Origin of the sequence: Neobacillus vireti (genome assembly GCF_036962345.1) — a bacterium.
Taxonomy (GTDB): domain Bacteria; phylum Bacillota; class Bacilli; order Bacillales; family Cytobacillaceae; genus Neobacillus; species Neobacillus vireti_A.
Map to the genome: position 1 here is coordinate 1 of NZ_JBALNB010000023.1, position 26,749 is coordinate 26,749.

25 protein-coding genes and 2 tRNA genes are annotated in these 26,749 nt (G+C 37.4%); 19 read left to right on the forward strand and 8 right to left on the reverse strand.

What is annotated here, in order from left to right:
• The first annotated feature begins 252 nt into the window (after positions 1-252).
• The 7 genes from V7108_RS24260 (at position 253) to V7108_RS24290 (ending at position 4,097) form a co-directional block, all read left to right on the forward strand.
• A tRNA-Met gene (locus V7108_RS24260) sits at positions 253-326 on the forward strand.
• A gap of 42 nt (positions 327-368) precedes the next feature.
• Positions 369-445, forward strand: a tRNA-Asp gene (locus tag V7108_RS24265).
• A 184-nt stretch (positions 446-629) separates the two neighbouring features.
• Positions 630-1,103: a tRNA (adenosine(37)-N6)-threonylcarbamoyltransferase complex ATPase subunit type 1 TsaE gene (gene tsaE, locus V7108_RS24270; RefSeq protein WP_335518352.1), complete on the forward strand. Its 474-nt coding sequence runs from the start codon at positions 630-632 to the stop codon at positions 1,101-1,103.
• Positions 1,084-1,782 (forward strand): tRNA (adenosine(37)-N6)-threonylcarbamoyltransferase complex dimerization subunit type 1 TsaB, encoded by a 699-nt coding sequence (tsaB, locus tag V7108_RS24275; protein ID WP_335518354.1) that lies wholly within the window; start codon positions 1,084-1,086, stop codon positions 1,780-1,782. Before tsaE ends, tsaB begins: the two co-directional genes overlap by 20 nt.
• A 21-nt stretch (positions 1,783-1,803) precedes the next feature.
• Positions 1,804-2,253 carry a ribosomal protein S18-alanine N-acetyltransferase gene (rimI, locus tag V7108_RS24280; protein ID WP_335518356.1) on the forward strand — a complete coding sequence of 150 codons (450 nt, stop codon included), beginning with the start codon at positions 1,804-1,806 and terminating at the stop codon, positions 2,251-2,253.
• The gene (tsaD, locus tag V7108_RS24285; RefSeq protein WP_335518359.1) at positions 2,250-3,272 is read left to right on the forward strand and encodes a tRNA (adenosine(37)-N6)-threonylcarbamoyltransferase complex transferase subunit TsaD; all 1,023 of its coding nucleotides are present in this window, start codon (positions 2,250-2,252) and stop codon (positions 3,270-3,272) included. Before rimI ends, tsaD begins: the two co-directional genes overlap by 4 nt.
• A gap of 333 nt (positions 3,273-3,605) precedes the next feature.
• Positions 3,606-4,097, forward strand: coding sequence for a Gmad2 immunoglobulin-like domain-containing protein (locus V7108_RS24290; RefSeq protein ID WP_335518362.1), 492 nt, complete (start codon positions 3,606-3,608; stop codon positions 4,095-4,097).
• 38 nt (positions 4,098-4,135) lie between these two features.
• Here the strand turns inward: V7108_RS24290 and V7108_RS24295 are convergent, their stop codons facing one another.
• Positions 4,136-6,055, reverse strand: a complete 1,920-nt coding sequence (locus tag V7108_RS24295; RefSeq protein ID WP_335518365.1) for an ABC-F family ATP-binding cassette domain-containing protein — start codon at positions 6,053-6,055, stop codon at positions 4,136-4,138.
• A 187-nt stretch (positions 6,056-6,242) separates the two neighbouring features.
• Between V7108_RS24295 and moaC the strand changes: the two genes are divergently transcribed.
• From moaC to V7108_RS24320, 5 genes are all read left to right on the forward strand, one after another.
• Complete coding sequence (gene moaC / locus V7108_RS24300; protein WP_335518368.1) at positions 6,243-6,740, forward strand: cyclic pyranopterin monophosphate synthase MoaC; 498 nt, start codon at positions 6,243-6,245, stop codon at positions 6,738-6,740.
• Positions 6,741-6,769: 29 nt separating this feature from the next.
• Positions 6,770-7,423 carry a redox-sensing transcriptional repressor Rex gene (locus V7108_RS24305; protein WP_335518370.1) on the forward strand — a complete coding sequence of 218 codons (654 nt, stop codon included), beginning with the start codon at positions 6,770-6,772 and terminating at the stop codon, positions 7,421-7,423.
• A gap of 117 nt (positions 7,424-7,540) precedes the next feature.
• The gene (locus tag V7108_RS24310; protein ID WP_335518373.1) at positions 7,541-8,164 is read left to right on the forward strand and encodes a YhbD family protein; all 624 of its coding nucleotides are present in this window, start codon (positions 7,541-7,543) and stop codon (positions 8,162-8,164) included.
• A gap of 13 nt (positions 8,165-8,177) precedes the next feature.
• Positions 8,178-8,894 (forward strand): polymer-forming cytoskeletal protein, encoded by a 717-nt coding sequence (locus V7108_RS24315; protein ID WP_335518376.1) that lies wholly within the window; start codon positions 8,178-8,180, stop codon positions 8,892-8,894.
• Positions 8,895-8,907: 13 nt separating this feature from the next.
• A complete protein-coding gene (locus V7108_RS24320) occupies positions 8,908-9,615 on the forward strand; it encodes a cytoplasmic protein (protein ID WP_335518378.1) in 708 nt (235 codons plus the stop codon).
• A 620-nt stretch (positions 9,616-10,235) separates the two neighbouring features.
• Here V7108_RS24320 and V7108_RS24325 read toward each other — a convergent pair.
• Together V7108_RS24325 and V7108_RS24330 are read right to left on the reverse strand one after the other, a co-directional pair.
• The gene (locus tag V7108_RS24325; protein ID WP_335518383.1) at positions 10,236-10,436 is read right to left on the reverse strand and encodes a YdiK family protein; all 201 of its coding nucleotides are present in this window, start codon (positions 10,434-10,436) and stop codon (positions 10,236-10,238) included.
• Entirely contained in the window at positions 10,433-11,155 is a 723-nt protein-coding gene (locus V7108_RS24330; protein ID WP_335518386.1) for a CPBP family intramembrane glutamic endopeptidase, read from the reverse strand. The genes V7108_RS24325 and V7108_RS24330 overlap by 4 nt, the downstream gene beginning before the upstream one ends.
• 276 nt (positions 11,156-11,431) lie before the next feature.
• Between V7108_RS24330 and groES the strand changes: the two genes are divergently transcribed.
• The 5 genes from groES (at position 11,432) to V7108_RS24355 (ending at position 16,424) form a co-directional block, all read left to right on the forward strand.
• Positions 11,432-11,719: a co-chaperone GroES gene (gene groES / locus V7108_RS24335; protein ID WP_283863119.1), complete on the forward strand. Its 288-nt coding sequence runs from the start codon at positions 11,432-11,434 to the stop codon at positions 11,717-11,719.
• Between the two features lie 53 nt (positions 11,720-11,772).
• The gene (gene groL / locus V7108_RS24340) at positions 11,773-13,401 is read left to right on the forward strand and encodes a chaperonin GroEL (protein WP_335518809.1); all 1,629 of its coding nucleotides are present in this window, start codon (positions 11,773-11,775) and stop codon (positions 13,399-13,401) included.
• A gap of 474 nt (positions 13,402-13,875) precedes the next feature.
• Positions 13,876-15,156 (forward strand): M20/M25/M40 family metallo-hydrolase, encoded by a 1,281-nt coding sequence (locus V7108_RS24345; protein WP_335516196.1) that lies wholly within the window; start codon positions 13,876-13,878, stop codon positions 15,154-15,156.
• On the forward strand, positions 15,149-15,955 hold the full coding sequence (locus tag V7108_RS24350) for a DUF3100 domain-containing protein (protein WP_335516194.1): 807 nt from the start codon (positions 15,149-15,151) through the stop codon (positions 15,953-15,955). Before V7108_RS24345 ends, V7108_RS24350 begins: the two co-directional genes overlap by 8 nt.
• Positions 15,936-16,424 carry a hypothetical protein gene (locus V7108_RS24355; RefSeq protein WP_335516192.1) on the forward strand — a complete coding sequence of 163 codons (489 nt, stop codon included), beginning with the start codon at positions 15,936-15,938 and terminating at the stop codon, positions 16,422-16,424. Before V7108_RS24350 ends, V7108_RS24355 begins: the two co-directional genes overlap by 20 nt.
• A gap of 580 nt (positions 16,425-17,004) precedes the next feature.
• Here V7108_RS24355 and brnQ read toward each other — a convergent pair.
• The 3 genes from brnQ to V7108_RS24370 all read right to left on the reverse strand — a co-directional run bounded on the left by brnQ (position 17,005) and on the right by V7108_RS24370 (position 20,962).
• On the reverse strand, positions 17,005-18,348 hold the full coding sequence (gene brnQ / locus V7108_RS24360; RefSeq protein ID WP_335569648.1) for a branched-chain amino acid transport system II carrier protein: 1,344 nt from the start codon (positions 18,346-18,348) through the stop codon (positions 17,005-17,007).
• A 328-nt stretch (positions 18,349-18,676) separates the two neighbouring features.
• Positions 18,677-19,846: an MFS transporter gene (locus V7108_RS24365; protein WP_335569649.1), complete on the reverse strand. Its 1,170-nt coding sequence runs from the start codon at positions 19,844-19,846 to the stop codon at positions 18,677-18,679.
• Between the two features lie 204 nt (positions 19,847-20,050).
• Positions 20,051-20,962: a LysR family transcriptional regulator gene (locus V7108_RS24370; protein ID WP_335569650.1), complete on the reverse strand. Its 912-nt coding sequence runs from the start codon at positions 20,960-20,962 to the stop codon at positions 20,051-20,053.
• A gap of 481 nt (positions 20,963-21,443) precedes the next feature.
• Between V7108_RS24370 and V7108_RS24375 the strand changes: the two genes are divergently transcribed.
• Positions 21,444-22,763: a GntP family permease gene (locus V7108_RS24375; protein ID WP_335569651.1), complete on the forward strand. Its 1,320-nt coding sequence runs from the start codon at positions 21,444-21,446 to the stop codon at positions 22,761-22,763.
• 125 nt (positions 22,764-22,888) lie between these two features.
• Positions 22,889-23,650 (forward strand): SDR family NAD(P)-dependent oxidoreductase, encoded by a 762-nt coding sequence (locus V7108_RS24380; RefSeq protein ID WP_335569652.1) that lies wholly within the window; start codon positions 22,889-22,891, stop codon positions 23,648-23,650.
• A gap of 764 nt (positions 23,651-24,414) precedes the next feature.
• Here the strand turns inward: V7108_RS24380 and V7108_RS24385 are convergent.
• Both V7108_RS24385 and V7108_RS24390 read right to left on the reverse strand, forming a co-directional pair.
• Positions 24,415-25,500: a M20 family metallopeptidase gene (locus tag V7108_RS24385; protein WP_335569653.1), complete on the reverse strand. Its 1,086-nt coding sequence runs from the start codon at positions 25,498-25,500 to the stop codon at positions 24,415-24,417.
• A gap of 66 nt (positions 25,501-25,566) precedes the next feature.
• Positions 25,567-26,601, reverse strand: coding sequence for an ATP-grasp domain-containing protein (locus tag V7108_RS24390; protein ID WP_335569654.1), 1,035 nt, complete (start codon positions 26,599-26,601; stop codon positions 25,567-25,569).
• Positions 26,602-26,749 lie beyond the last annotated feature (148 nt).

The window sequence follows — 26,749 nt, forward strand, 5'->3', positions numbered from 1 at the left end:
TGTCCCTGTGAGAGTAGGACATTGCCAGGCTGTTTTATTTTTTATAAAGTGTGTACTTTTTACTTGTTTTACATATACTATATTAGTGCACATAAACTTATAATTTTTATTGTCGCGGGGTGGAGCACGTTCGAATAATCTTCTTCGAATACTCTACAGCGCACCGATTGAGCCACATCTTGAATAGTCCTTATGAAATCGGGGCGGTCTTTCAAGCATAGGGCATGGTCAAAATAGTTTCTTTTTTATTGTCGCGGGGTGGAGCAGTCTGGTAGCTCGTCGGGCTCATAACCCGAAGGTCGCAGGTTCAAATCCTGTCCCCGCAATTAAGGTAAGTTATTTTCAAGAAAATCACTTGAAAAAACTCCGGTCTGGTAGTTCAGTTGGTTAGAATGCCTGCCTGTCACGCAGGAGGTCGCGGGTTCGAGTCCCGTCCAGACCGCCATCTATTTTTTAGAAGATACGAAACATTGTTTCGTTTTTTTTTATGCCCTTTTTGCTTATATAGCTAAAATTAGGTAAAATACATAATGAATGGACATCCTTAGGAGCTATCCTAAGGTTTTTTTTTACAAAAATAAGGTAGAATGTAGATAGTGATAAGCTATGTTAGAATAAAAGGTGATTATATGAGTCAGTTTGAAAAAAATACGATAGATCCCAGTGAAACGTTTGAACTTGCTTCTAAACTTGCTGTGTTGTTGCAGCCTGGAGATGTTATCTGTCTAGAAGGAGATTTAGGTGCAGGTAAAACCACTTTTACAAAAGGGTTAGCAAAGGGATTGGATATTAAGAAAACCGTTAACAGTCCTACCTTTACGATAATAAAAGAATATAAGGGCAGGCTGCCTTTGTATCATATGGATGTCTATCGGGTTGCCGATTCCTACGAGGATTTAGGTTTTGATGAATACTTTGAAGGTGAAGGGGTAACGGTTGTAGAATGGGCACACTTGATTGAGGAGCAGCTTCCGACGGAGTTGTTAACCATTTATTTGTATCACGAGGGTTCAGAAAAAAGAAAAATAGTATTCGTTCCTAAAGGGAAAAGATATGAGCAATTATGTAAGGAGATTTTTCTAAATGACCATATTAGCGATTGATACTTCTAATTATCCATTAGGGGTAGCGCTTATTGAAGAGAATCAAGTTCTTGGTGAATATATTACCAACTTAAAAAAGAACCATTCGGTCCGAATTATGCCAGCCATCCAGACCTTAATGAAAGATTGTGAAAGAGTACCGGCACAACTAACCAAAATTGTGGTTGCGAAAGGCCCAGGCTCCTATACAGGAGTCCGCATTGGTGTTTCTATTGCAAAGACGCTTGCCTGGTCCTTAAAGATACCTCTTGTAGGAATCTCAAGCCTTGAAATCATAGCTGCTGGCGCAGGAAGATACTTTGATGGTTATGTTTCACCCCTTATCGATGCAAGGAGAGGACAAGTCTATACGGGGCTTTATCAGTATCAAAATGGGCAATTTACTACCGTTAAAGAGGACCGTTTAGTTTTGTCAGCGGATTGGGCTGCTGCATTGAAGGAAGAACAGAAACCTATTTTATTTGTTGGTAATGACCTTGCTCTTCATCAAACTGTATTAGAGGATACACTAGGCTCAAAGGCTGTATTTGCCGCAATCACAGAGCATAATCCCCGTCCGTCAGAGCTTGCATTACTGGGCCGAGAGAAACAAGGGGAAGACATACATTCTTTCGTTCCTAATTATATCCGCTTAGCCGAGGCAGAAGCGAAGTGGTTAGAGGCGAATGGTAAAATCTAAAATGGATAGGATTAGAGAGATATGGTAGATTCTTTTGTTTTTCGCTATATGAGGGAAGAGGATATCGACCAAATATTAGAGGTTGAACATGCCTCTTTTGCTACCCCTTGGAGCAGAGAAGCTTTTTATAATGAAATATCTAATAACAAGTTTGCAGTATATATCGTGTTAGAAGAGGATCATAAAATAATTGGATATTGTGGTGCCTGGGTGGTCATTGATGAGGCCCATGTAACAAATGTGGCTATATTGCCATTCTACAGAGGCAAGAAGCTTGGGGAAGCATTGCTTCGGAAAATGATGACCGTTGCGAAGGAAATGGGTGCAAGGAGCATGACTCTTGAAGTCCGCGTGACGAACCATGTAGCACAATCACTTTACCGTAAATTAGGATTTCAAAATGGCGGCATTCGGAAAAATTATTATTCAGATAATCAAGAAGATGCCCTAGTGATGTGGGTGAATATATGAGCAAAGATCAGTGGATAATGGGAATTGAAACAAGCTGTGATGAAACAGCAGTTGCAATAATTAAAAATGGCAGGGAGATTGCAGCCAATGTCGTTGCTTCACAAATTGAAAGCCATAAGCGATTTGGCGGAGTCGTTCCAGAAATTGCCTCGCGTCATCATGTTGAACAGATAACGCTGGTAATTGAAGAAGCATTGGAGCAGGCGAATCTTACAATCCCTGAGCTGGATGCCATTGCTGTAACGGAAGGACCAGGATTAGTAGGAGCTTTATTAATAGGTGTAAATGCGGCCAAGGCTCTAGCGTTTGCGCATAATATTCCACTAGTTCCTGTTCATCACATTGCAGGACATATCTATGCAAATCGGCTGGTGACAGAGTTAAAGTTCCCTCTTCTCTCCTTAGTGGTGTCAGGGGGGCATACGGAATTAGTTTATATGAAAGAACAGGGCCATTTCGAGGTCATTGGCGAAACGAGAGATGACGCAGCTGGAGAAGCTTATGATAAGGTTGCAAGGACACTAAAATTGCCTTATCCTGGTGGTCCTCATATTGATAGACTCGCTCAGGAAGGCAGTGATACCCTTAAATTGCCTAGAGCCTGGCTAGAAGAAGGATCGTATGATTTTAGCTTTAGCGGCTTAAAATCTGCGGTTATTAATACGGTCCACAATGCAGAACAACGTGGTGAAACCATCGCTCCGGAGGATCTTGCAGCAAGCTTTCAGGAAAGCGTTATTGAGGTTCTGGTGAAAAAGACAGTAAAGGCTACAGAGGAATATGATGTTAAACAAGTACTGCTGGCTGGCGGTGTGGCTGCAAATAAAGGGCTTCGAAAGGCACTGGAAAAAGCGTACGCTGACAAAGCAGGTATTGAATTAGTGATTCCGCCTTTAAACTTATGTACGGATAATGCAGCGATGATTGCAGCAGCAGGAAGTATCATGTTTGATAAAGGAATTAGAGCAGATCTAACCTTGAATGCAAATCCAGGATTAGATATTGAGTTATATAATTAGAAGTCCTTCTGAGAAAGAAGGGCTTTTTTTGTGGATAACTTTTTTTGAAAAATTGGACTTCACAGAAAAATGTGGGTAAGTGCCTTTTAATTGTTGATAATGTGGATAAGTCGATCGTTTTTTGTGGATAATGTGGAAAAGTATCTGGATAGTTGAATCAATCAGTTCTAATATGTGTATAAGGCTGTGGAAAAGGGGGGCATCTATCATTGAAGTCGAAATTTATAGCATTTTGTCGATTCATAGATGAAAATGTAAGGGTAGATACTATATAGAATGGACGAATACATGAATATAATTAATAAACAGGAATTGTATAAATGGAGGATAAGAATGAGTAAAAAATTATGGATAAGCGTGTTAATGGGACTTTTTCTTGTACTTGCTGCATGCAGCCTACAGCCTGACACGTCACAAGGTGAAAAAGAGCCTAATGTGGTAAAGGAAGATGACAATCTAGACAAGGAACCTGATGTGGTAAATAAGGAAGACAATCAAGATGAAGAATCTGATGGTGTAGAAGGTGAGAACAAGCAATATGGAAATGAAGTATTTAATGAAGTAACCGTATTAAAAACAGGTGATCAGGTAGTAGTAAAAGGAAAGGCAAGAGTTTTTGAAGGTGTTTTTCAATATGCCGTCATTTCTGGAACAGAGATATTACGAGCAAACCATTATCAAACGGATGGTGCCCCGGCTTGGGGGAATTTTGAGATTACGATTGAAAAGGAGCTATTAGCAAAAGACAATGTTTCGATGGAGCTTTTCGTTTATTCAGCTAAAGATGGATCAAAAACAAACATTCTAACGATTCCTATTAAATAGTAAAGGGGCTTGGACATAATCATCAAGCCCCTTTTTTATTATTCCGCCAGTTCGGCCCATTCATCCATTAACTGTTCGAGTTCAGCTTTTGCTTTTTCATTTTTCAAGTTAATTTCCAAGACCTTCTCATGGTCCTGGAATACTTCTGGTTCACATAACTTTTCCTCGAAATCTTGAATGAGTGTTTCCAGTTCTTCTATACGAATTTCTATTTCTTCTAATTTTCTTTTCCGCTGCCGCTCGAGCTTTTTGGTTTCTTTATCCTGATGATAGTTATTTTTCTCTAGTACTTCCATTTGTGTCTGCCTTTTATTCACACTTGCAGCTTCTAAAGCCTTTAGCTCTTCCTGCTCAAGCTTTTTTTCCACATAATAGTCATAATCCCCGAGATATTCAGTACTGCCATGGGCGCTAAGCTCCACTACCTTAGTTGCAATTCGGTTAATGAAGTAACGATCATGTGATACAAAAATAATCGTTCCGGGGTAGTCGACTAAGGCATTTTCAAGAACTTCCTTACTGTCTAGGTCCAAATGGTTGGTTGGCTCGTCCAATATCAGGACATTTGCTTTCTCAAGCATTAGTTTGGCGAGGGCTAGCCTTGCTTTTTCACCACCGCTCAGGGTGGAGACAATTTTTAATACATCATCACCCGAAAAGAGGAAGTTGCCTAAGACAGTACGTATTTCCTTTTCACTAATTAACGCCCATTCATCCCAAAGCTCGTTGAGAACGCGCTTATTTGAGGTCAATTCAGCTTGCTCCTGGTCATAGTAGCCAATGGCTAAATTTGCACCATATAGAACCTTCCCGGAAAGAGCAGGGAGTTTTTTGATAATGGTTTTTAGAAGAGTAGACTTCCCAACTCCGTTTGGACCTACTAAAGCAATACTTTCACCACGGTAAGCCCGCATGGAAATATTCTCAGATACCTTTTGTCCATCATAACCAACCGCAAGGGAATCCACTGTTAGAACATCATTTCCGGTCTGTTTCTCAATTTCAAAAGAGAAGGTTGCAGATTTCTCATCCCCTAATGGGCGATCCATCAGATCCATTTTCTCAAGCTTTTTGCGCCGGCTTTGTGCTCGTTTCGTAGTGGAGGCACGGGCTAGATTGCGCTGGATAAAATCTTGAAGGTTGGCTACCTCTTGTTGCTGCTTCTCGTATAACTTCAAATCACGTTCGTAACTGGCTGCTTTTTGATCGAGATACGCACTATAGTTCCCGATAAATTTTTGAATTTGTTTACGCGAAATTTCATAAACCTGCGTAACTACTTTGTCTAAGAAATAACGGTCATGTGAAACGATTAAGATGGCTCCGTCATACCCTTGAAGATATTGTTCCAGCCAAGTAAGCGTATCAATATCAAGGTGGTTTGTCGGTTCATCCAGGATTAAAATATCAGGCTTTGATAAAAGCAATTTTCCTAACGCTAAACGCGTCTTTTGCCCGCCGCTTAGGCTGGAAATCATTAATGAGCTATCGTGAAAATTTAATCCATGTAAGATGGAGCGAATATCTGCTTCATATTGATAGCCGCCTTGTTCCTTGAATTTCACTTGCAGCTCGTCATATTCTTTTAGAATGCGCTCATAGCTGCTTGTATTCTCGATAGCAGCAGGGTCTGACATCTGCACCTCTAGTTGCCTGATGGCGGCTTCCATACGTCTTAATGATTCAAATACGGACAGCATTTCATCCCAAATTGATAAATGTGATTCTAAACCGGTATTCTGAGCTAAATAACCAATACTTACACCCTTTGGCTTAATAATCTCCCCGCCATCATGGGATAAATGCCCGGCAATGATTTTCAATAATGTCGATTTACCAGCACCGTTTCGTCCAACAAGTGCCACACGATCACGGGTTTGTAATTCTAGTTTTATATTCGATAAAATAAGGTCTGCACCATAGTATTTTGCTAATTGATTAACCTGTAATAATATCATTGTTTTCACCTCAATTACTCTAATAAGTGTACCTCATTCGGGGATTGTCGGCAATAAACTGCCTTGTTGTTGGGGAAAGTAAGGGGATAATCAAACATGAAATCATGTAATTTTTTATCATGAGTTCAAAGTTTCACAGACAAATTGTGAAAAATATAGTATGATTTTTGGTGGGAGGATACTGTTTATGTCTGAATTTACTCATTTTAACGAAGAAGGAAGAGCGAAGATGGTGGATGTTAGCGATAAGCCAGAAACCACTCGTACGGCACTTGCTCATTCCAGCATTACTGTTAGTAAAGAAATTTACGAAAAAATAACCAATAATGAAATGAAAAAAGGCGATGTTCTTGCAGTAGCTCAAGTTGCTGCGGTAATGGCAGCAAAAAAGACGTGGGATATCATCCCGATGTGCCATCCTATTCCTTTGACGGGGGTAAATATATCTTTCTCATGGGAAAAGGAACATGATATGGCTTTTACATTAAATATTGCAGCTTCTGTCAAAACAAAAGGAAATACAGGTGTGGAAATGGAAGCGTTAACAGCTGCTTCCACATGTGCTTTAACTGTTTATGATATGTGTAAGGCAGTGGATAAAGGTATGGTAATTGGAAAGACCTATTTGGTTGAAAAAACCGGAGGGAAAAACGGAGACTTCCATAGAACGGAATCAGTAAGGTAACAATTATTAACTATAGGGGGTGGGAGAATATGAGTAATGAAACAATGAAAATACCACAAGCGACAGCAAAGCGGCTGCCCTTATATTATCGATTCTTAAAGAATCTACATTCTTCCGGTAAACAGAGGGTATCGTCAGCAGAACTAAGTGAGGCAGTAAAGGTAGATTCGGCAACCATTCGCAGAGACTTTTCCTACTTTGGTGCCTTAGGGAAAAAGGGATATGGCTATAATGTCAATTATTTATTAACATTTTTCCGGAAAACGCTGGACCAAGATGAATTAACAAAAGTAGCGCTAATAGGTGTTGGTAATCTCGGTACAGCATTTTTAAATTATAACTTTTTAAAAAATAATAATACAAGAATTGAATGTGCCTTTGATGTCGATCCAAACAAGATGGGAACAACTATCCGGGATGTTCCCATCTATCCGATGGATGATTTAGAAGAGTACTTAAAGAATGATGATATTCATGTAGCCATTCTAACAGTGCCAGCACCTGTGGCGCAGATGATTACCGACCGCCTGGTAAATTCAAATATAAAGGCGATATTAAATTTTACACCTGCAAGATTAAATGTACCTCCATCTATTCGCGTGCATCATATAGACTTAGCAGTTGAACTGCAATCTCTAATCTATTTCCTAAAGCACTATCCAACTGATGATACAGAAGAATAAGAGTAAGGACCTTTTCAGCAGCCGAAAAGGTCTTTTTTGTCGAGAAAAAATAGAGAGTGTGAACTTTACTCGCGTAACAGTGTTATGTTACACTATATTTGGAAAGGGGTTATAAAGATGAATGAGGAGTTAATTTCAAAAAAAGATTTATTAGACTTGACCGGAATCTCTTATGGACAATTATATAGATGGAAAAGAAAAGACTTAATACCAGAAGATTGGTTTATTCGCAAATCAACGTTTACCGGACAGGAGACCTTTTTTCCTAAACAAAAGATTTTAGAGAGAATTGATAAAATTCAAACGATGAAAGAAAATCTATCCTTAGATGAATTGGCAGATATGTTTTCCCCAAATGTAAGCGATATAAAACTTGAAGCAGATGAATTAGTGAGACGTAACATTGTTTCTCGTCCTGTGATGGATTTCTATCTAGAAAATGAAAAGGGGAATCTTTCCTTTCCTTTTTCAAGGATCCTGGAAGTATTCATTTTAGAAAAGCTGCTGCAGTCAGGAGAAATTAATTTGGATGAAGGGAAAATGCTCTTGCAGGTATTGATTGAAAACAGGGATCAAATCAAGCAAAAAAGAACGGACTTGGTAATGACAAGAAAATTAGGGGTTACACAATGCCTACTGCTAATGAATACGGAAGGCTATCATTTTGATTCAGGAACGAAACTGGTTTCACATATTTCAATAAATGCATGTATGGAAGAAATCAAAGCGAGATTCGTATAAAGGGGAATGAACGATGGAAACGAAAAAACGAGGAGACCTCATCATCAATGGGCTTGGGTCATCTAATGGGGGACAATTTGAACGTGTTACCTTAAATGGTAAAGGAACGATTAATACTGATGTAGAATGTACCCAGTTTGAATGCAGTGGATTAGGGACAGTAAATGGGAATGTGGCAGCCGCTACAGCAAAGATTAGCGGGAATGGGAAAATAAACGGATCAATAGAAGGAGAATTCCTTTCGATTGATGGCACTGCAAAGGTTAAAAATCATGTGGCTGTAAAAAATTTAAAGGTATCAGGGAAAGCTTCTGTTGGCGGAAAAATCAAATGTGATGAGATAAAAATAAAAGGTAGAATGACGGTGGGAGAAGATTGTGAAGCGGAAACCTTTAAGGCAGAATCACAATTTACGATAGGCGGTTTGTTAAATGCTGATCTGATCGACATCACGATTTTTGCTGAGTGCAGAGCAAAAGAGATTGGCGGTCAAACGATTCTTATTAGACAAAAATCGCCATTTTTTTGTTTATTAAAAGCGTTCATTCCAACCCAACTAGAAACAGAATTAATTGAAGGCGATAGGATTGAAATTGAAAATACGAAGGCTGCTGTTGTCCGAGGAAACAACGTTACGATAGGTCCGAATTGCCTTATTGGTGTTGTAGAATATTCGGGAGAATTTTCGATGGATGAAAAAGCAGTGGTCAAAGAAGTCCGAAAGGCTTAAGGGGGGAAGAGAAATGGCAAAAATGCAAAATTTAACGATTAATGGGTCTGGCAGTTATCCTGGCGGTCAATATGACAAAATCAGCATTCGAGGAGAAGGCACGATTGTGAATGATATCGAATGCTCCGTTATTCATGTGTATGGAACAAGTGAGGCATTAGAAAGTGTTAAAACAGGGTCGATCAAAGTATACGGCGAGGCAGAGGTAAAAGGGAATTTACAGTCAGATGAAACGCTGATTATGGGATCAATGGAGGTTGGCGGCCGAGCTGGTTTAAAAAGAATTAAAATCCTTGGGATGCTGGAAGTGGGCGAGGATTTAACGGGAGAAGAAGCGAATATAAAAGGCAGTATATCTGTAAATGGGGACGTCGAATATGAAACCTTTGAATCAACAGGAGGGTTTGAAATCAAAGGTCTTCTTAATGCCGATAAGATAAAAATCTCATTGCGTTTTGGGCAAAGTTCAGCGGAGGAAATTGGCGGAGGGGTCATAAGTGTTAAGAAAAAAAGTTCTTTTCTTCCCTTTAGCAAAGATACAGGAACTCTAACCGCTAAAGTAATCGAGGGTGATGACATTTACCTGGAAAATACAAAAGCTGACATCGTTCGCGGTAAACGAGTAAAAATCGGCACTGGCTGCCAAATTGGGACAGTGGAGTATACGACGGAATTAGCACATGATCAAAGTTCCACGGTTAAAACAAAGATAAAGCTTTAGAGGAAGGGCTTTGTTAAAGACTGATGTGGAGTATTTTTCGAAAATACTTTATGAAGGACAAAACTCGTNNGACAAAACTCGTTGAGAAATTGCCTGATATGTCTTTCATCCTGGTTATGAAGGACAAAACTCGTTGAGGAAACTGTTGAAATGTCCTTCATCCTGGTTATGAGGGACAATTCTCATTGAGGAATCTCCTGAAATGTCCCTCATCCTGGTTATGAGGGACAATTCTCATTGAGAAATCTCCTGAAATGTCCTTCATCCTGGTTATGAAGGACAATTCTCATTGAGAAATCTCCTGAAATGTCCTTCATCCTGGTGATGAAGGACAAAATTCGTTGAGGAAACTGTTGAAATGTCCTTCATCCTGGTGATGAAGGACAAAACTCGTTGAGGAAACTGTTGAAATGTCCTTCATCCTGGTGATGAAGGACAAAACTCGATAAGGAAACTCCTGAAATGTCCTTCATCCTGGTCATGAAGGACAAATCTCATTGAAGAATCTCCTGATATGTCCTTAATCAATCTTTTATATCGCTATACAGATAATCAACAATGAACAATAAAACAGCCAAAGAAAAAGGCCTTTTCACCCACAATGTGAAAAGGCTGGTTTGTTATTTTTTTGGTTTTTCCTTATATCTATTGTGAAGGAAGATCATTCGTATACCTGAACCAAAGTCAAAGGTAGCCAATAAAACGAGCAGGTAGCTGAAAAATCCCCAGCCGTTTTGCTGAACATCCTCAATGGCAAAATAGGTAAACAAACCTCCTAAAACAAAATAGATAATCCCGGAAAACATAGGTGAACGTCTCATAGAAAGCCTCCGATAAAGTTTTGAATCGATTCTGCCTCACGAATGAATTCGTCTATCTCATCTTTGTAAACAGATTGAATCACGACAACCAATGTATTCATGGCGACATGGGCGAAAATCGGTACAATGATGTGTTTTGTTTTTACATAGAGAAAAGCAAAGGTAAAGCCCATTGCAGAATAAAGAAGAATATGCTGCGGTTCCATATGGGCAAGGGCAAAGATGACCGAGCTGATTAATGCTGAGAAAAAAAAGTTCAACCGTTTATGAAGAGAACCGAAAATAATTTTGCGAAAAACGATTTCCTCCAGAATGGGACCGATTACTGAACTGACCACCATAGCAAGGGGAAAGGATTCAATAATGGCAAGAATTTGCTGTGTGTTTTCTGAGCCCATTTCAACACCAATAAGCTGTTCAATATTAGCAGCAAGGGCTTGGGCGAATAAGGCGAGGAAAACACCAGATACAGCCCATACAGCAGAAAATCCAAATGAACCGCTTCTTTCATTCAGGCTAGGACTCTTAATTTCCTTTCGTAATAGGAAAAGAATAATAAGCAAGGCAATGGTAAAGCTGAAAATTAACCAGTAGGGGACAACTAAGCCTTGATTTATCCCTAAATAGCCAAATAAAAACATCATTCCCGGTATTCCTACAATGCTGGATAACTGCATGGCTATATAAACAATTAAAATAATCCAATATTCTCTTTTCAAATTGTTTTATCTCCTTTAGAGAAGCCTTCTTCTTATTTTAACCTATTCTCCATTTTACTAATAATCGCAGGCTCGTTTCAATTTTAATGATTTTATCTTTAGAGATATGTATATTCCTTTGAATGATTCGCATACTGGTTAAGGTTGTAAAAAAAAATTTAGCTTCATACTTGCAAATTTTCTATGCATTTATTATTATAATAATTGTGTTAGCACTCAAGTAAGGAGAGTGCTAATAAGTCAGAATTACATATCTATTTGAGGAGGTTGTTTGATTTGTTAAGACCATTAGGTGATCGTATTGTCATTGAGCTTGTTGAATCAGAAGAAAAAACTGCAAGCGGTATCGTGTTACCAGACTCAGCTAAGGAAAAGCCTCAAGAAGGAAAAGTTGTTGCTGTAGGTACAGGCAGAGTGCTTGAAAGTGGCGAACGTGTTGCTCTTGAAGTTTCTGTAGGCGATCGTATTATCTTCTCAAAATACTCTGGTACAGAAGTGAAGTTTGAAGGAAACGAATATTTAATTTTACGCGAAAACGATATCCTTGCTGTAGTTGGACAATAAGGATTTTTAAAAATCAATAATGAGTTTAAAAAATACGAGGAGGTTTTTTGAACATGGCTAAAGAAATTAAGTTTAGTGAAGATGCACGCCGCGCAATGCTTCGTGGTGTTGACGCTCTAGCAGATACAGTAAAAGTTACACTTGGACCTAAAGGACGTAACGTCGTTCTTGAAAAGAAGTTTGGTTCACCACTTATTACAAATGACGGTGTAACCATCGCGAAAGAAATTGAATTAGAAGATGCTTTTGAAAACATGGGTGCTAAGCTTGTAGCTGAAGTAGCTAGCAAAACAAACGATGTTGCTGGTGACGGTACAACAACTGCAACGGTTCTTGCTCAAGCAATGATTCGTGAAGGTTTGAAAAACGTTACAGCTGGTGCAAACCCAATGGGTATCCGTAAAGGGATTGAAAAAGCTGTTGCTACAGCTGTAGAAGGATTAAAAGCTATTTCTAAGCCAATCGAAGGCAAAGAGTCGATTGCACAAGTTGCTGCTATTTCTTCTGATGATAAAGAAGTAGGTAATTTAATTGCTGAAGCGATGGAGCGCGTTGGTAACGACGGTGTTATCACGATCGAAGAATCTAAAGGCTTCACAACTGAATTAGATGTGGTTGAAGGTATGCAATTTGACCGCGGATATACTTCTGCTTACATGGTAACAAACACAGATAAAATGGAAGCTGTTTTAGAAAATCCATATATCTTAATCACAGACAAGAAAATCTCAAGCATCCAGGAAATCCTTCCTGTCCTTGAACAAGTAGTTCAACAAGGCAAACCATTATTGTTAATCGCTGAAGATATTGAAGGAGAAGCACTTTCTACTTTAGTATTGAACAAACTTCGCGGAACATTCAATGCAGTTGCTGTTAAAGCTCCTGGCTTTGGTGATCGTCGTAAAGCAATGCTTGAAGATATCGCTGCATTAACTGGCGGTGAAGTGATCACTGAAGAGCTTGGCCGTGAATTGAAAACAACTACTATCACATCTTTAGGACGTGCTTCTAAAGTTGTTGTAACAAAAGAAAACACAACAATCGTTGAAGGTGCAGGCGAAACTGCTGCGATTCAAGCTCGTGTAAACCAAATCCGTGTTCAATTAGAAGAAACTACTTCAGAATTTGACCGTGAAAAATTACAAGAGCGCCTAGCTAAATTAGCTGGCGGTGTTGCGGTAATTAAAGTTGGTGCTGCGACTGAAACGGAATTAAAAGAGCGCAAGCTTCGTATCGAAGACGCTTTGAATGCTACTCGCGCTGCTGTTGAAGAAGGTATCGTATCCGGTGGTGGTGTTGCCCTTCTTAACGTATACAGCAAAGTTGCTGAAATTCAAGCTGAAGGCGATATCCAAACTGGTGTAAACATCGTATTACGTGCGATCGAAGAGCCAGTTCGTACAATCGCTCACAACGCTGGTCTAGAAGGATCTGTTATCGTTGATCGCTTAAAGCGCGAAGAAGTTGGAACAGGCTTCAACGCTGCAAGCGGTGAGTGGGTAAACATGGTTGACGCTGGTATCGTTGACCCAACTAAGGTTACACGTTCAGCACTTCAAAACGCTGCATCTGTAGCGGCTATGTTCTTAACAACTGAAGCAGTTGTTGCTGACAAGCCAGAAAAGAATGCTCCTGCAATGCCTGACATGGGCGGCATGGGTGGAATGGGCGGCATGATGTAATAGCTGCTCAATCCCTTGGTATATAAGGGTTTTAGAGTGATTTGCTAACAATATGCTAACATAATGTAAATTAAAAGAGGCTTCTCATTAGTTGACTAAACTTTTGAGAATCCTCTTTTTTTATTTTTTGTGTACCGTGGAGAAAGACATTTTGGTTATACACTTACTTACAATATAGTGATATAAGTTGTAAACTTAAATTATTATCAAAACATTAGAAATATTATTAATCTTTTAAATTGAAAATTCAGGGTTGATAACGAACGATAAATAGAATAAAATAAAAAATGTTCGTGTTATTTATCGGTATTCACGGTGGATAACACGTTTTTATTGTTTTTTTGAAATTAAACACAAATAATATAATAAACTAAACATATAATTCTTTGAGTTATGTGGAGTAGTGGAGGATTCCGATCCAAGAATAATAATTTGCTTCGGGAGATCTTACTTGATATTAAAGGGGTTGACAACATGATTTTCAAAAGCCAATACGAGGAAATAAAAAAGATTGCAGAAGATATATATTATCATCCGGAATTAGGCTATAAAGAAGAACGCACAAAAGAGAAGATTGTAGCTTCTTTAAAGTCTATGAATCCAAATATTGAGATGGAAGAATTCAGTACTACTGGCTTCAAAACGACGTTGGGAGATCAAGATAAAAAATTACATGTAGCTTTTATTGCTGAATTAGACGCGGTGTATGCCCCTTCACATATGTATGCGGATAAAAATACTGGTGCTGCCCATAACTGCGGTCATTACACACAGGTTGCCATTGCGCTTGCTTTATACAATTATTTGGTGAAGTCAAATGTATACAAGGATTTTGATTATAAAATATCCTTTGTCTTTATTCCAGCAGAGGAATATTTGGATCTAGCTTATCGTGACGAGTTAATAAAACAAAACAGGATCACGCATTATGGGGGTAAACCGGAAGCAATGTCACTTGGTGTTTTTGATGATATTGATTTAAGCATCTGTGTTCATGCTATAGGCGGAGAATTTGCGAAACGAACGATTAACACCAACTGTGATTTAGCTGGGTTCCTGTATAAAAAATATAAATTTATTGGAAAAGCAACCCATGCAGGTTTTGATCCGTTCTCTTCAAAAAATGCGTATAATATGTCTACCTTATTTAACGTAGCTGTAGGGTTGAGCCGTCAACAATTCAATGATACAGAAAAGGTACGAATCAATCCGATTGTGATGGAATCAGATATGTCTACGAATGTTATTCCAAACGCGATTACAGTAGGGACAGATTTGCGCACTTTATCCGTTGATTATATGAAGGATGTTGCAGTTAAACTAGATGATGCTGCAAGGGGAAGTGCTCTAGCGTTACAAGGAGATGTAGAAATTTCTACACAGATGGGGTATTTACCTTTTAAACAAGATCGTTATTTATCAGATTTTGTATGGAAAGCATTTGAAGAAAATAATGAAATTGAAGTGCTGTATAATGATGACCCGATCAGTGCAGCTGGAGATATTGGAGATCTATCTTATATGATACCTTGTATTCAGATTGGATACAGTGGCTTTAAAGGAACGATTCATGGAGATGACTTTATCGATATTGACCCTCCATTTATATATGAGATTTTCCCGAGATTTTTAGCGCAGGTTTTTGAAAAAATGAATGGAAACATTGATTCTTCAAGATTGTATAAAAGAAGTTATGAAGAATATAAGAATTTAATAGATGAAATTATGGATAAGAAAGGAAACGAAAATGAATAAGAATTTTATTTATCTCATTATATTTGCGCTAGCAGTCATTACAGCTTCTGAGATGATTGGGTTCCAAAGTGTTCAGCTTGGCACTTTTTCAATAGGCTTATTGCCGCTTGTATTTGCCATTATCATCACGATGGTTTTAGGAATAAATGTTTTCCGCAAAGGATTTTGGAAAAAAGTCTATAGTAAAGAAAACGTTGAATTTGCTGGGAAGTACTTAATTTTCTTAATGCTGCCTCTTATGGCGAGATATGGTGCAGATGTTGCTCCAAAATTAGGTGAAATTCTACAGATTGGCTGGGTATTCATCACTCAGGAAATTGGAGCCCTAGGAACCGTTCTATTAGGCCTGCCGGTTGCACTTATGCTGGGGTTACGACGAGAAGCAATTGGAGCCACACTAGGAATTGGTCGTGAAGGGGAACTTGCTTATATTTCAGAAAAATATACGTTGGATTCAGATGAAGGAAGAGGAGTTTTATCTTTATATATCATCGGGACATTATTTGGAACAATATTTTTCAGTGTTTTTGCTCCATTATTACTCAAGTTTGGTTTTAGTATTGAAGCCCTAGCTATGGCATCAGGTATGGGTTCAGGGAGTATGATGAGTGCCGCTTCCGCTTCTTTAGTTGCACAAGTTCCAGAAATGGAGAGCACCATTTTAGCCTATGCATCCGCAAGTCAATTGCTTACTAGTTTCCTAGGTACTTTTACAATGGTATTTCTTGCGGCTCCATTACAGAAATTTATTTACAGACTTTTAGTCAGAGGTGATAAAAATGCAAAACGCGCTGCGTAATTCATATATTAAATATGGTTTAATCATTTTATTAAGTCTTTTACTTATCGTATTTACTCAGTTTATTAAACATTTGAAAAATCCAGAATCTATGGCAGTTACCGGGATGACGGTAGCGGGACTGATTGCATTATGGGTCTTCTCTATGATTGGAATCTTTATTTCGGAAAAGCTCAAAACATGTTCAATTAATTTTCTAAGAGAATTTCCTGTATTAGGCTGGGTGGCTATTACTTCGCTAGTCATGTGTTTGATCTCTGACTTTTTTGTGCAGGCTATTCGAGCGGTGGATTTCCTTTCTATCACAACACCCATTCTTACTTTTGCTGGAATTTCTGTTGCAAACCGTTTGGTAGATTTAAAGAATACTTCTTGGAAAGTTGCCATTGTTGCTGTTTTCGTATTTAGCGGAACTTATATTGGCAGTACATTGATGGCGCAACTTGGATTATTTTTGGCAGGAAGGTAATAAGCATATGTTATTTGCTTTTGACAGGATTTTATAAGCCGGTATTCAAGGGTCAATTCGTTCTTTCTTATTTTGCATTTTCTAAGTGAAATTAATGTCCATGTGTAGTATTAATTGCAGAAAATGTGAAGAGAATTTGTGTTAGTAAAATGCTAACATTTTGCTAACGCAATCAAATGAAAAACGGTAAATTCACATTTAAGATATTACAACGCCGATTTAGAAAAATTTGATATATCACACTTTTAGCACACATGGTTAAAGATATTACACACCCTCATCTTACGGGCGGCATGATGTAATCTATCCCTCGAACCCTTGATATATGAGGATTTGTTGGTAAGATGAGATTAGTTTGCTAAAATTGAGGATATTAACGGAGGCTTCTCATGAGTTCGCTGAACTTTTGGGAAGCTTCTTTTTTCATTTCTTTGGTAACGTGGAAATAGACGTTTTTGGTGTGACTAAAAATGCATTTAAAAAAAGAGGTCTAGGAATATGTCTAGACCTCCTTTTTATGAATATAGAGATAGTGGTTAATTATATAAAAATTTAACATATATTATTTATTATTTATTAATTAATCTAGTTTTGGATGATTAGGAATGAATTTCACTCGTAATAGGCTACTGCCATACCCTATGAATCCTCCAACAATAGCAGGAATAATCCACCCTAGTCCGACCTCGTACATAGGAAGAATTGCATTAAAGAAATTATTAATAGATGAAAGGTGTATACCAGCTCCATTTAATCCATCAAAGAAACTAATAATAAATGTTAAAAGTAAGCTTCCTTGATAAACTTCAGCTTTCCCTTTAAATATAGAATGAAAAAATGTTAGGAAAATTAATACAATAGCTAATGGGTAAATAGCTGTTAATACAGGCACAGAAATAGCAATTAACTGTGTTAGTCCAATATTAGCAACTATTGCACTAAAAATAGACAAACTAATAGCAAATGTTTTGTAAGATACCTTTGGGAATAGTTTATGGAAGTATGAAGAACAAGCTGTAACAAGTCCTACGCTTGTTGTTAAACAAGCTACTATCATCATTAATCCTAATAATATCCCACCATAAGCTCCAAAATAGTAATCCGAAACTTTTGCTAAGACGGCACCTCCATTATCTAAGCGGCCAAGTTTTTCTACACTTGAAGCACCCATATAAGATAGAGATGTATAAATAGTCGCTAGGATAACAGCAGCAATTGCAGTTGCTTTTCCACAAACAATCATAATTTCCTTTTTTGTTTTTGCGCCTTTTTCTTTAATAGCATTGATAATAATAATACCAAAAATAAAAGATGCAAGAGTATCCATCGTTAAATATCCTTCTCTAAATCCATTAAAAAATGGTTGAACTGCATAATGCTCACTAGGTGCTTGGAAATTACCAATTGGATTAACAAAAGCAACTACTACTAGGATTCCAATAAACCCTAGTTTGATTGGCGTTAATATTCTCCCAACAATTTCGACAATTTTCGCAGGATTGAGCGAAAAAAGGCACGTAATGGTAAAAAAGATGATTGTGAATATAAGTAAAGGTAAGGGACCTGAATTATCCGACAAAAAAGGTTTGACACCTATCTCAAAAGAAACACTTCCTGTTCTTGGGATAGCAAATAAAGGACCAATTGCTAAATAAAGAACGGTTGTGAAAACAACAGCAAATAAAGGATGTACACGACTCGCTAACGACTGTAAATCTTCCTTCCCCGAAAATCCAAATGCTAACACACCAAGTAACGGCAATCCAACTCCTGTTACTAAAAATCCTGCATTAGCTGACCAGATATTTTCACCTGCTGATTGCCCCAGCATCGATGGGAAAATTAAATTTCCCGCCCCAAAGAAAAGAGCAAATAGCATTAAACCAATAACTACTATAAATGAAAACGGTATTTTATTAGACATGTTAAAACCTCCATGAAAATAACTAAAATTTACTATTTCAGGAAAATATTAAATTTTCCGAAAATTATATAATATTTAGATATATGAGATTTTATCATTATAACCAGATGAAATTATTTTTTCAATATAATTTTTAAGTTTTTATTATACACCCTCATGACTAGAGGGTTATCAAATATTAGCTGATTTAATTTCTGCTAATTCACGAAAAAATGAAATTGAAATAGATTTCTTTAAATAGTCATAAGTTTTTTAATATCCTTTTTTAAAACTACCATGCAGGAAAGGAAATAGAAATATACATTAAAAGAGCGCAACTTGAAATAACTCAAATTGCGCTCTTTGTTTTATAAGAAGTCTTTTTCTTCCTGCTAATAGAAATGACGGCAGTAATGAATGATAAAATGATGAATATTCCACCTACAAAAGGATTTACTTCGACTGAGAGTGTATCTACAATTCCAGCTCCAATCACTGAACCAACAGCAACACCTAAATGAAGAGCTGAATTATTCAAGCTTTGCTGAATTTCCGATGTTTCAGGCGCTATTTCAATCAAATAAGATTGCATGGCCGGTGAAATCGCCCAACTAAGAATCCCCCAAATGATAATGATGATGAGAAATACTGGAAAGAAATCTGTTGAATATGGAAATATAAAGAATAAAGCACTAAAAACGACTAGGGCAATAACCATTGTTTTTCTTGATCCCAATAAATCTGCCATTACACCGCCAAGACCTCCACCAACTACAGCAGAAAAACCAAAAATGAAATAGATGACACTAATCCAAGTAGCATTAAAATCAGAGGTTGCTTCTAAATAAGGCTTAAAATAGGCATACATAATTGTATGGCCAGTCATATAGAGGAATGTCGTTGTTAGCCCTAATGTGATCTTATGATTTTTAAATGCTGCAAGCTGCTGCCTCAACGGAATTTGAGGTTTCGGTTGTATACTTCCCATTAATACATGAACGCCAATAATTGATAATGCTGTTAAAATAGTTATAAGTACGAATGGAGCTCTCCAGCCAAAACTATCTCCGATGATAAGCCCAAGTGGTACCCCTAAAACTAACGAAGCACTTACTCCCACAGAGACGATCCCAATGGCCCTGCCTTTATACTGTTCTCCTACTAAGCTAGGAGCCATAACTAAACACAATATGATTAATAGCGCTCCACTTAACGCTAAAATAATTCTTCCTATAAACAAAATAGAAAAAGTAGGTGCAAATACTGTTACGATACAACCAATTAAAAAGATGTACAAGCAAACTAATGTTAGCCGTTTTCTTTCTATTTTAGCTGTCATGACAAGTAAAATTGGCGCTGCAACTGCAAAAATGACAGCAAAAACAGTGATCAGCAAACCGGCTTGGCCGATGCTTACATGTAAATCCTCTGCAATCAAATCTAATATCCCGCTAATGATCAGTTCAACCAGACCTATAATAAAGGATATGATCATTAAAAAATAAATACGCTTATCCATGTTGTCTCCTTCCTAATTATATCCCACACTATATACTATCTTTTGATGGGATTGTACTCAAGAATAAGATAATAATGTCTCGAATAACATTTTGTTGCATTACGGTGAACGGTATCATAAGTAATAGATAACTTAGAACCAGGCATAAATAATAACAGGTTCGATATTAATGTAAGGGCCCCTAAAGATTCAAAGGGCCATACATTAAAATTGCTTATACTTTTCTTTTGCAATATTCAGGAATGTAAGGGCTGGGGAAGACAAAGATTCCCCCTTTTTATAACTGGCCACTACATGATTCTTATAAACTGGGTTTCCTAAAGTGTAGAAAATAGAATCAGTAATTATATTATCCCGGGTAACCACACTCTCAGGAATAATGGTTAAACCAACCCCTTTATTTGCTAACCGGAATGCACTTTCGATATTCTGTGTTTCAATTACGATATTAGGATTAATGGAGTATTCTTTGAATATTTCATCTGTGAGTCTTCTTAAACCAAGCCCTTTTTTAAGTAAAATAAATTTTTCCCCGTCCAGAAGATGGGGATTAAATGGAATATGGGCAATTGGTTTCTTATCAGGATTATAATGCTTATGGATAGGGGGAATCACAAGATATAGTTTTTCTTCATAAAGGATGTCATAGACAATTTCCTGATTAAATATAGGAAGCATGTTTAAACATATATCAATTTTCCCCTCTAAAAGCAGAGATTCCATATCAATCGCAGATTCCTCAACCAGCTCAATTTCAATTCCAGGGTAATTCAAGATGAATTCAGGTAAAATATTATAGAGAGTGTGAGAACCTAATATAGGGTTTATACCAAGCTTTAACTGCCCTTTTTCCATATTAGAGATTGACTCAATTTCATGATGCAATTTTATATATGTCTGTTCTATTTCATTCATATAAGATAAATATCGTTCCCCTGCATATGTTAACGTTAAAGGATTTACTCTCCGGTTAACTAACTCAATTCCTAGTTCATCCTCCAAATTCTTAATATATTTGCTAAGGTATGGCTGTGATATATATAAGGCCTTGGCAGCATGTGAGAAGTTCCCGTATTCAGCAATTGACTTTAAATATTTTCCAGAAAGATCTTTCATCTTTCTATAGCCCCCTTATATAACCTATTTATCATATTTACTATTTCTAATAGGATAGTGATATGTTATTTGGCTTAAAAATACTATTATAACAAAATAAGCACGAAGGCAATTATTATCAATTAATAACCTATCAGGTATACATACCATAACCTTTTTAGTATTTCTAAATGTGAATATTTTGTGACATACTATAGTGGAATCGTTAGGGAAAAACATTTTACTAATATTTTGGGGGAATTAATACAGTATAAAAAACAAAGTCAATGGGAGATATCATTAGCATTTATTGCATTTATGACTATAGAGGATTTTAATTTTTAGGAATGATTATGCTATTAGAAACCGATTATTAGGGTAGGAATTTAAAATTAACTAGTTTTTTTACCATATATCTCGACTCCGAGATATATGGATTAAAGATAAATAAATAGAAAGATTTCAGGAAATATTAACATAAAAATATAAGGGGAAGATAATTATGGATATCATTCAAGTCATTGGTATATTACTTGGAATAATAGTAGTCATTTATGGAGCAATGAAAGGCTTTAGTATTTTGATAGTTGCTCCAATTGCATCGATTATCGTTATCATAACAAACCAGCTAGACTTTTTCACTTCCTTAATTGGAAAAGAGAATTCCTATATGACGGGTTTAACAGATTTTGTAATAAATTTCTTTGCTGTCTTTCTTTTAGGAGCAATTTTAGCTAAATATATCGATAAGAGTGGAGCTGCTCAATCTATTGCACAAAAAATTCTTGAAAAAACAGGAACAAAAAATCCTTTTTCAGTATTAGTAGCACTACTCATCATTACGGCTATTTTAACGTATGGTGGAGTTAGTTTATTTGTAGTTATATTTGTACTTATTCCGCTTGCAAAACCATTATTTAAACAATTAAATATTGCTTGGAACCTAGTAACAATTCCAATTCAGCTTGGTTTAGGTACGTTTACGATGACCATGTTACCTGCTACACCATCTATTCAAAATGTTGTCCCTACGGCCTATCTTGGTACAACCCTTACGGCAGCACCACTTTTAGGGATTATTGGAGCGGTTGTAGCAGCTGCCTTTGGTTTATGGTATATGAAATTTACTTTAAATAAAAGTATAGCAAACGGAGAGACATTTGCTGATTTTAATGTGAAAGAATCGGATGAAGAATTACAAAAGGAAATCCCATCCTTTTTCTTAAGTATCATTCCCATTTTACTTTTGATTGCGATTATCATCGTTGGTAGTGTATTAAAAGTACCAAATATTATTGTGATCGGATTAGCTGCTGCTGTTATTGTCTCAGCCATTTTATTTAAAAAATATATCCCAAGCCAAAAAGCAGTGATTAATGAAGGAGCAAGCGGTTCTATTATGCCGGTATTCTTCACTTCATCAGCCGTAGCTTTTGGTGTGATTATCACCTTTTCTCCAGGCTTTAAGTATATTTCTGACTTTATTTTAAACATGCCGGGTAATCCGCTTATCAGTTTATCCGTTGCTTCCGCTCTTTTTGGCGGGATAACAGGTTCTGCATCAGGAGCGTTAGGAATTGTTATGCAAGCATTCGGTCAAAGTTACTTAGATATGGGGCTAAACCCTGAAGTAATCCATAGAGTATCAGCGGTTGCATCATCAGTGATTACACTTATGCCGCATAATGGTGCAGTATTAACTTTCTTAGCTTTAACAGGACTTACTCATAAAAATGGTTTTAAGTATCAATTTATCGCAGTAACGGGTGCAAATTTGCTGGCGCTATTTGCAGTGTTAATTACAGCCATTATTATTTATTGATATTAAAAAACTTCCTTTTGAGGAGGTGGATTAAAAGAGAAGGTTCCACACAATTAAGTAGTTAATCATTTTTTTTACTAAATTATCATTTAAATAAAACATTCGAAATGTAGGAGGAAATAACAATGACAACTCAAAGGGAACGTACAGTAATCGTAACAGGTGCCGCTCAAGGAATCGGCTATGCTATCGCAGAGGAATTTGTAAAAAATGGTGACTTTGTTGCAGTCCTTGATTTAAATGAAGAAGCAGCAAATGGTGCAGCTGAAAAATTAGGAAATGCAAAAGGATACAAAGCAAACGTAGCAAATGAAGAAAGTGTGAAATTAGCAGTTGAACAAGTTATTGCAGACCGTGGAACAGTAGACGTACTAGTGAACAATGCAGGTCTTCAGTTTATTTCACCTACTGATGAATTCCCAGAAGAAAAATGGGATCTAGTGGTGGATGTTATTCTAAAAGGGACATTCTTAGCAACGAAACATGTACTTCCTGCAATGAAGAAGCAAAAATATGGTCGTATCATTACAATTTCTTCAGGACACGGTAGAAGACCTGATAAATATAAATCTGCATATGTTGCAGCAAAATACGGACAAATTGGGTTTACAAATGTAGTTGCAATGGAAAATGCTGAATACGGTATTACAGCTAATTCAATTTTACCTGGACCAACTCGTACAAGCCTAATTGAAAAACAATTACCAGTACTTGCAGAAAAAGGTGGAACTACAGTAGAAGAAGCATTGAAAACACATATTCTTGGCAGCCAATGGTTAGGACGTTTACTCGAACCTTCAGAAATTGCAGCAACAGCTCTATTCTTAGCTTCAGACGGTGCAGCAGCGATCACTGGCGAAGCACTTGGTGTTACTGGCGGAGAATAATCATCAAAGACCAGTTGGACACCTAAAACGCCGCATCCTCCTAAAATTAGTTATTTGGTTCAGAATTCACCGAGTGGGTGTTATATCCCTAGTGGGTTTGAACTTGATATAACTGCAGGGGAAGATTGGTAGGGGGTAATTTGTCTACTTGTTCCACATTCTTTTTTCTATAGTAGAAATACAAGAGTTTTTCTCGACTATAAATTTTTCCGGGAAACAGGCAAAAACACGGTTTGAAAGGGTTTACTGCACTTTTAACCAAACGATTAATTAGTATTACAACGTGTCTGTATTTGTAAGATTGTGCATTTATCTAGTTTCTATTGTCAGTTTTAAAGATAAATCCTAACAACAACAACTTTTTTACGACAATTTATTCACATGAAAACAGTCCAAAGTCCTTTTGATAAAAAGGTTTCCCCGCTAGTTAACCAAACGATTAATTAGTTGAATCAGTTTTAACTAAACGATTGATTAGAAAGCTTTAAAATGCTGTCAAAACGGGGTTTAAACCTCATTAGTTTTAAGGAAATTGTCGAGAAAAGGTTCTAGTAAAAATGGTGGAAGGGTAACAAAAGGCTAACCTTTTCTTGAATAAGGGTATTAATTAGAGGCTTCCATGAGTTCTTGAACTTATGGGAAGCCTCTTTATTCATCTTTTGTTAGTTCAGGATTTAGCTCAGCTATTTTCAATAAGCGTCTCATACGATTCTCTAATTTTATATATATATCGGGTAACCAGGTAGTTCCTAATCAAATAATCATCAATGAGTTTTTTGATAATCATCCAAGGTCAAAATAAAATCCACCAGCACATCCTGATATTCTCTCACAGAATCGATAAAAACCATTTCGTTCTCCCCATGCCAGTCGCTGCCAACGGGGCCAAATTCTACGGCTGAACCTCCGTACTCGTTGAAAAACTGTCCATCGTTGGAACCATGCTGACCGAATATGGTTACTTTTTCGAGCTGGGTGATTCGTTTGATTGATTCGCCCAATGCTTCTACATAAGGATTATCTGCTTTTGTTTTGACCGGATTATTACAATTATGGATTGTTACTGTACTGTCTGTTATTGCCTGAATCTGATGAACAATATCCTCCGGAGACTGGTCTGGCAGATATCTGATATCCAGGAACATTTCGCATAGATCCGGTACCTTATTATAGACGGTTCCTCCTTGGATCTTCGCGAGATTGATAGATGGCTTAGTAAACATAGGGGAGCTTTCTTGTGCAAAAGGAAGCTCTAAAATTTCTTCAAAGAGATTAATAGCTTTGGTTATTGCATTCGTGCCTTCCCATGGACGACTCCCATGGGCTGATTTCCCCTGGATGGTAATATCGAGCTGAAGCACGCCTTTAGATTGGATGGCAATCCCCATATTTGTTGGTTCACCGCAAATAATAAAATCTCCCAAATAGCCATTTTCTGTTAAATATTTGGTCCCGTTGATGCCGCCGGTCTCCTCATCTGGAACGATTTGAAGCATGACCCTGGAAGTTAAGTCCCTGTCTTTCAAATATGCTGCTGCTACCATGAAAGCAGCCACTCCTGCTTTCATATCCACTGCACCGCGGCCATACATTTTTCCATCTTTGATATAGGGTTGGAACTGTCTTTCCTCCGCTCCAATGACATCGATATGTCCGTTTAATACAACCGTATGATCACCTTGGCCTATTTCACAAACGAGCATGTGGAACCCATTATTCTCTAGTTTTTTTACAGGGATACCTTGATCTGTTAACCATTGTTCACAATAGGCAATCGCTTGATTCGCACCTGCTTTTGTAGAACTATCTATTTTTATTAATTCTTCTAATAGGGGGATTGGATCGCTCATTTTATCCCTCCTCAATTTTTAAAAGTTTGATCCAACGTTTTCCATTCATTGTTCCTCTTGAAGTACTTACATTACCTTTTGTTTATTTATTGAAACAACAGTGTCATGTCGGGCTAGCTCGATATCAGGTTTTTGACGCAGCCAATCCTCTTGTAACTGTTTACCAGCGGTTAGAGCAATGATTGCCGATGGAATATCCGCTCCTGCTGAATGGGTAAAAGCATAACCGCCGCCAAAGCGGGGGTTGATGTCAATAATGTAATAATCAGTACCATTGAAATAGACATCTGTGTTCATATAGCCTGCATGGCCAAAGCTTTGACCTAAACGCTGTGCGATTTCTGTTAATTCCGGGATATTTACCGTAATGCACCGATCGATATCTCCGCCCCTCATACCTAATTGCTTCCGAGCGAATGAAGTAAGAAAGCGGCCATTTAAATCATTAAACATATCCAAACTAAATTTATCACCTTCAATCACTTCCTGAATAATGACATTGTCCTCCGGGTCTCTGGATGTGGCGCCATCCAATGGACTTTCTTTAATCTGTCGAACGACCTGCTGATAGGCAAAATCCATATCCTCTAAATTATCGATAATTTCAACACCGATTGAGGCTGAACCGTTACGGGGCTTCACAATTAACGGAAAGGATACTTCTTGTTTTTCCAATGCCTTCTTCGCATCTTCAACATTCAAGTAGGAAAGTGGACTCTTAACGCCCAACGGATCAAGCAGCTCCTGGTACTTTCCCTTGTCCCGTACCTTTTTGACAATATCTGAATCCGGCGCAAATACGGATACACCTAATTTCTCCAGTTCCTTTTTGTGTGCAGATATTTGGGGCACTTCCCAATCATTCAATGGGACAAGACAGTCCACATGATGTTTCTTACAAATCTCCATTATTTTTTCCATATAATCTGAATCCGTTTGCTCTGGAATGACATAGTTTTCGTCCCCTGCTTGGAGCGATGGGGCATTATATTCAGGATCAGTAGCAATTACTTTCCCATCGATGCCAGCATTTTTTAAAGCATCCTGAAAAAATCCTACAAAGTCTATTCGTCTTGCAGTTGATGTCAATAAGATATTCAATTTATTCCACTCCTCACTGTTTAAATCAGTTGCTAGAAAACAAGATACTAATATTTACCCGCCATGTTAAAATTTAACCCTCTTTTCTAGTAATATAGAAATGAAAGTATGCTAACTTTTATCAAACGATCTATCATATCAATGTTGT